Origin of the sequence: Blautia sp. RTP21359st1_E11_RTP21359_211015, from assembly GCF_040910705.1 — a bacterium.
GTDB lineage: Bacteria > Bacillota > Clostridia > Lachnospirales > Lachnospiraceae > Blautia_A > Blautia_A fusiformis.
The window spans coordinates 1-6,373 of sequence record NZ_JBDGAB010000099.1 but is presented as its reverse complement, the minus strand read 5'-3'; the positions used below and the strand labels follow the sequence as shown (position 1 = coordinate 6,373).

Genomic DNA, 6,373 nt, shown 5'->3' with positions numbered 1-6,373 from the left:
ATTGGGAAGACTGTTGATGAAGTGAGATGAAGAGAATACTTAAGGCCGGCAAGTTTTTGTCGGCTTTTTTTGTGGCTGTAATGGCTTATGGAGGATTCGGCATATTAAGTATGCAAAAAAAACGAAGAAGGAAAGGTCATAGACGAAGAAGGAGAAGATGAAAAAAAGAACTGGGGCTGTAAGATTGCGGCTGTTGGAGTCAAACAGAAAGTTGCAGCATGACAGGAGGAGGTGAAAAATATGTTGGCAGCATTTTGCCTGATAGTATTATTCATTTTTTGCGGTTTGTTTCTTGGCCTTATTGAGGTAGCATGCGAAAAAAATGCAGCAAAGAAAGTAAGGCTTATTGGCAAAAGAAGGTTTGGAAAAATGGTTCACGAGGAAGCAAAAAAAAGAATAAAAAATATCTGAAATTAACTGCCGGCAAATTTTTTGCTGGCAGCTTTTTCGTTTGTGCTGATTAAAAAAATTCAGCATATTAGATACGTAAGGCCGAAAAAAATCGCAAAAAAAATTGGAAACAAAAGAAAGTGAACATATTAAGTACAAGTGAGGGCTTGACTGTTTTCAATGGCTCGGCCTACAGACAGATAGAAAAACAGGAGGACAAAAAATGGGAATTTTTATGGACAGCATTGATTTTAACGAATGCTTAAAAAGGAAAAAAGAATTGGAAAAAGAAGCTGAAACTACTACACCGGAAGAGGTGAAGGAAGAAAAGGTGGAAGGAAAAACAGAGAAGAAATAGGCGAAATCTATTCATCGATGGACGAGGAAACCGCGGCAAGGCTTGCCGTCAGGGGAGGAATGCTGCAAGCGGTCCGACCATGAACAATTCAAGTTGTCCGTCGGACATAATGGTTGCAAAAATATACGGGAAGTCGAAAACCCCGTCCACGCTCTGCACTCAGCCTTACGGCTTCGCTTGTCAGCCTCTGCGAGGCTTGGTTACGAGCCGGAACGACGAGTTATCAAAAAAGGAGACTACTGATGGGTATTAATAAAAAATCAATGATAGCAGATTGGGATAAGATAAAAAAAATACGAGACGCGATAAAAGATGAAGAAGTTGAAATTGATGATACCACAGATTATGAACTGCTTGAAGAAATTAAAAAAGGCAGCTGTACTTATACTATTAGAGGAGGAGTACAATCTCTCAAGAAGTTAGAGAAGAATAAAGAAGATATATGAAAAATAGCCTTATGTTAACGTCAAAAGAAGCAATATTAGAAATCAAAAGTATAGCTAAGTTCTTACAAGACAAATATGCGAATGATGGATTTAATGAAGTTCGCATTAAAATGCGTAAAGATGTATTAATGATTGATAGTGTAACGTTGTCACCAATAACATCAAAACCTTATATGTATATAGGCATTAAGGATATCTTTAAACCAAATTTAATGCAAAAGCCATCAAGTAAACTGATTGATGATACTGACTTCATAAAATCACTTGTTGCATTATTCCATGAAAGTAGACATTTAGATTCATATTTGTATTTTTGTAAAGATTTTCGTGATAATGTTCAAGATGATTACTATCTTCTAATAAGCCATATGGCTATTGAGAATAATAGAATGTATTATGAAAGCAATTATTCAAATATGGCCTGCGAAATTGATGCGGAGCAATATGCGATTAATTCGACATATCAATATCTAAAAAATCAATTTCCGAATTGTGACTATGAATCTTTAATTGTAAATTATGTTAATGAAATGATACAACAAGGAGATTATAAAATAGATTTCTCAAACAATAAAAAATACTCTTCTTTTGAACAAATAATTGCCACTTTCGATGAAAAGTTTGAGCGGTCTAAAAACACGCAAAGAATTGTTAATATCGCATCGCCAGACAAAACTATTTGTTTACTTAGTAATAGCGAATGGCAAGATGTTAAAAATAGTATTACTAGTTTAATGGCTAAAGAAGATTATCCAAACTGTGGGGTTAAAATGGATGAAATAATGGCAAGCCTTACATCTTATCAATATCCTAAATATTCAAAGCTATTACCATATGAATGGCAAGAAAAATTGAGTTCACAGGCAGTTTTTGGATTGGAAGAATTTCCTTTAGAAGACTGGCAATTAGATTATTACTATTACCGTGATGATGAAAGAGGATAACGAAAGATATAATCAATTTCAATGTGGAGCCGAGCCGACAAAGCCGACATGTTATTTTTGTGCATATTAACAAAAAGCATAAAGAAGTATAAAGAAAATTTACAATACGAAAACAACAAAAGAATAACGAATTGTAGTTGCTTAAAAATATGTACCTGCCGGGTTTTACGGAAGGATTTTTTTATGTAACAAAATCGCTCAAAATTCTGCATACTATAATACACACATACAATATATACGCAAAAAAAATGGAGTGAGAAATGATGTTAAAAGAAACAATGATTGTATCCGTAATTGTTTTTGGAATACTGACTATTTCATGGTTCTATTTTTCGTGGAAGATAGAAAAAGAAGCAAAAGAGAAGAAAGAAAATGAAGACAAGAAAAAAGATTCGCAAAGAAATGAGAAAAAATGATTTTCTGGCATATTGTTAAAAGCAAAAAAAAATAAGGAGTAAGGCAAATGACAAAGAAAGATAATTTTTACGGAGCAGACAGTATCACAGTTCTTGAAGGCCTTGAGGCTGTAAGAGAACGACCTGGTATGTACATCGGCAGCACTTCAAGACGAGGACTGAATCATATGATTTATGAAATCGTTGATAACTCTGTTGATGAGCATATGGCAGGATTCTGCAGTGAGATTTGGGTGACATTGGAAAAAGACGGTTCTGTGACCGTGAGAGATAATGGACGAGGAATCCCTGTTGGAATGCATGAAAAAGGTGTTTCTGCGGAGCGTCTGGTATTGTCTACCCTGCACGCTGGCGGTAAATTTGATAACAAATCATACAAAACCAGCGGTGGTCTGCATGGTGTCGGTTCTTCTGTCGTGAATGCGTTGTCAAAACGCCTCACGATTGATATTGAACGTGATGGAGGTCTGTTTCATGACTCTTACGAAAAAGGGCATCCGACAACAGAACTGATTGACGGCCTGCTTCCGATGATTAAGAAATCAAAAGGACACGGAACCACAATCAATTTCCTGCCGGATGATGAGATTTTTGATACAGTGAAGTTTGGAGCAGAAGAGGTAAAGAACAGGCTGCATCAGACAGCTTACTTAAACCCAAAGCTGATAATCCACTACGAAGACAAGAGAAAGAAAGAAGTAGAGTCAATTACTTTCCACGAAGAAGAGGGCATCATCGGCCTTGTAAAGTCTATGGTGAAAGACTCTGAAACAGTACAGGAAACACCGGTTTCTGTCTCCGGAAAGAGTGACGGGATTGAAGTTGAGTGTGCTTTTCAGTACACAACAGAATTTCACGAAAATGTAACCGGATTCTGCAACAGTATCTATACAACAGAGGGCGGTACTCATCTGACAGGCTTTAAGACAGCCCTGACAACGCTTATCAATACATATGCAAGGGAGCTTGGTATCCTTAAAGAAAAGGACGCGAATTTCACCGGTACAGACGTGAGAAATGGTCTCGTGGCTGTTGTTTCCGTAAGACATCCGGACCCGAGATTTGAAGGCCAGACAAAGACAAAGCTGGATAACCCGGATGCTGCAAAAGCAGTTTCATCCGTTATCTCAGAGCAGCTGCAGATGTATTTTGACCGTCATCTGGAAGAACTGAAAGCCGTTATCGGCTGTGCTGAAAAGTCTGCAAAAATCAGAAAAGCAGAAGAAAAAACAAAAACAAATATGCTGACAAAGCCAAAGTATTCTTTTGACAGCAATGGAAAACTGGCAAACTGTAACTGTAAAGACCCGGAAAAATGCGAAATCTTTATCGTTGAGGGTGATTCTGCAGGTGGTTCAGCTAAGACAGCAAGAAACCGTGAATTTCAGGCAATCTTTCCAATCAGGGGTAAGATTCTGAACGTGGAAAAAGCAAGCATCAATAAAATCCTGGCAAATGCCGAGATTAAAACAATGGTTTATGCTTTTGCCTGCGGGTTCTCTGAAGGGTATGGAAATGACTTTGACATCTCCAAATTGAGATATAATAAAATCATCATCGCAGCCGATGCGGATGTGGATGGGGCACATATCGCTACACTGCTCCTGACTTTGTTTTACAGATTTATGCCTGAACTGATTTATGAAGGCCACGTATATATCGCGATGCCGCCGTTATATAAAGCGATTCCGAACGGAAAGAACGGAAGAGAAGAATATCTGTATGACGACAAGGCACTTGAAAAATATAGAAAAACACATAAAGACTTTAAACTGCAGCGTTATAAAGGTCTCGGAGAAATGGATGCGGAACAGCTGTGGGAGACTACTATGAACCCGGCAACAAGGATGCTGAAGCAGGTTGAAATTGAAGACGCGCAGGCGGCGTCTGATTTGACCGCGCTGCTGATGGGGAATGAGGTACAGCCGAGAAAAGAGTATATTTACAGTAACGCGACGGAAGCGAATTTGGATGTGTAAACAGTAAAGAGGGAGTATGCCAAATGACAAAAAAGCAAATCATTTTTGCCAGGCTTATCACTCTTCTGATTATTTTTGTAGACGTCTTTTCTTTTGCATCAAATATAAGAGAGGATTACAAAAAATATACAGGTAGTGAAGCTCTGACAGCAGAAGTTACAGGTATCGAAAGCATCAAAAGTGAAAAGATAAATGTTAAATATAAGTATAGTTTTGACGGACAAAAATATGAGGAAAGTGTCATGCAACCTATTAGGGATATTAAGTTAGGCGACATGAAGGAAATAAGAATTTGTAAAAGTGACCCTAAAAAGATAATTCAGATTGAGATTGACAGGGTGATAATAACGGATATTGCTATTGGTTTGGGCCTTTTCGCTTTCATTTTTATGGCCTATGTGTTGTTAATATGATATATGGCTAAGTACTATAAAGAAATTGAGATAGAAAAATGTACAAAAGAAAACAAATAGCAAAAAGTCAGCCAACGTGAGGACGAGCCGGGCCGGCAGATACTATTTTCTGTAAATAGGATAGGAGGTTTTTGAAAATTAAGTCGTCGCATTCTTGTGACTTTATTCATGAGTTAGGCGGCTTTTTTTTAATACATAAAAATATCGTTTACGACATTTTATTTCTCTACATTTCGGTGTATAGAAATTTTTTATTTATATTATTTTTTTTCGCAAAAAATCGTCCCGTTTCTAATTTTTTCGGCATATTAAATGTATAAGAAATTTGCAGAAAGGAGGTACGATATGACAAACTCAAACAGAAAGAAAGCCCGTAAATTACAGACTGTCAAGAAGGCGAAAGCCGCCGAGAAAGAGAAGACCGTTAAGAAGGTGAAGCCTGCCGAAGAAAAACCGATAAAGTACACTGTCACAGCAGAACAACAGGCTGACGGTACTTTTAAGTTTCACGGAGGCAAAGGCGGATTCAATATCATTAAGCAGAAGAATAAAGCATTAGAGTCTTATGGAAAATGCATACATAATTATGGCGTCCTTTTAGAGCTGATTCCAGGAGACAAACAGACTGCGATTAACCAGCAGATTGGGAATGCCCGTGTAGTACATAATGACTACCTTTCTAAACGTGAGGAATACTATAAGGAGACCAAAAAGGCATTAACGGTCTCACAGTATAAAAAAGAATACCTTCCGGCATTAAAGGAGGGGAAGGAATATCTTAAGGACACAGATAAGTTTGTCTATGAAAATGCCTGTCGGAATGTAGATGACGCATATAACAGATTTTTGAAGGGTTTATCTGGATTCCCGAAATATGCTTCCAGAACGAAGCCAAATGGAAACAGTTTCACGACAAATTTCACAACCAACAATATCGAGCTGAAGATGATTGACGGCATCCCGCATGTTAAGCTTCCAAAAATCGGAAATGTAAGATTTATTCTTCCAAAAGGAAAAATACTGACAGACATCCAGCCGCATGGAGTTACAATCAAGGCGGCAACCGTAAGCAGGGAGCCCGATGGCTCATACCGTATCGCGCTCAGAATGGAAAGTGTGATTGATAAACCGGTATTTCCAACTGTTATCAATGCCAGGGAGATAATCTCTGTTGACCTTGGCCTAAAAGAATTTGGCGTTTTTGGAAACCTGGAAGAATCAATCCCCGTATCAAACCCGAGATGGATTAAGATTCATGCAAAGAGATTACGGAGATTTCAGCAGAGCCTTTCAAGAAAGCAGTATGACCACAAAACGCATACCGGCTCAAAGAACTGGGAAAAAGCCAGAGCTAAGGTTGCCAAAGAACAGCGTAAGATTGCGGACCAGAGAAGAGATTTTCATCATAAACTCTCAAGAGCGATTAC

Annotated in this window: 8 protein-coding genes; all 8 read left to right on the top strand. The window is 38.0% G+C overall.

Features of this window, described 5'->3' with window-relative positions; all coding sequences use genetic code 11:
* The first annotated feature begins 240 nt into the window (after positions 1–240).
* Entirely contained in the window at positions 241–411 is a 171-nt protein-coding gene (locus AB5026_RS18590; protein ID WP_368214126.1) for a hypothetical protein, read from the top strand.
* Between the two features lie 202 nt (positions 412–613).
* Positions 614–748, top strand: a complete 135-nt coding sequence (locus AB5026_RS18585) for a hypothetical protein (RefSeq protein WP_265191306.1) — start codon at positions 614–616, stop codon at positions 746–748.
* A 242-nt stretch (positions 749–990) separates the two neighbouring features.
* Complete coding sequence (locus AB5026_RS18580) at positions 991–1,194, top strand: hypothetical protein (protein WP_173734346.1); 204 nt, start codon at positions 991–993, stop codon at positions 1,192–1,194.
* Between the two features lie 11 nt (positions 1,195–1,205).
* Positions 1,206–2,138 carry a hypothetical protein gene (locus AB5026_RS18575; RefSeq protein ID WP_368214125.1) on the top strand — a complete coding sequence of 311 codons (933 nt, stop codon included), beginning with the start codon at positions 1,206–1,208 and terminating at the stop codon, positions 2,136–2,138.
* A 260-nt stretch (positions 2,139–2,398) separates the two neighbouring features.
* On the top strand, positions 2,399–2,554 hold the full coding sequence (locus AB5026_RS18570; protein WP_368214124.1) for a hypothetical protein: 156 nt from the start codon (positions 2,399–2,401) through the stop codon (positions 2,552–2,554).
* A gap of 47 nt (positions 2,555–2,601) precedes the next feature.
* Positions 2,602–4,533 (top strand): type IIA DNA topoisomerase subunit B, encoded by a 1,932-nt coding sequence (locus AB5026_RS18565; RefSeq protein WP_368214123.1) that lies wholly within the window; start codon positions 2,602–2,604, stop codon positions 4,531–4,533.
* Between the two features lie 23 nt (positions 4,534–4,556).
* Positions 4,557–4,946 (top strand): hypothetical protein, encoded by a 390-nt coding sequence (locus tag AB5026_RS18560; RefSeq protein WP_368214122.1) that lies wholly within the window; start codon positions 4,557–4,559, stop codon positions 4,944–4,946.
* A gap of 345 nt (positions 4,947–5,291) precedes the next feature.
* On the top strand, positions 5,292–6,373 hold a 1,082-nt coding region (locus AB5026_RS18555; RefSeq protein WP_368214121.1), incomplete at its 3' end, for an RNA-guided endonuclease InsQ/TnpB family protein.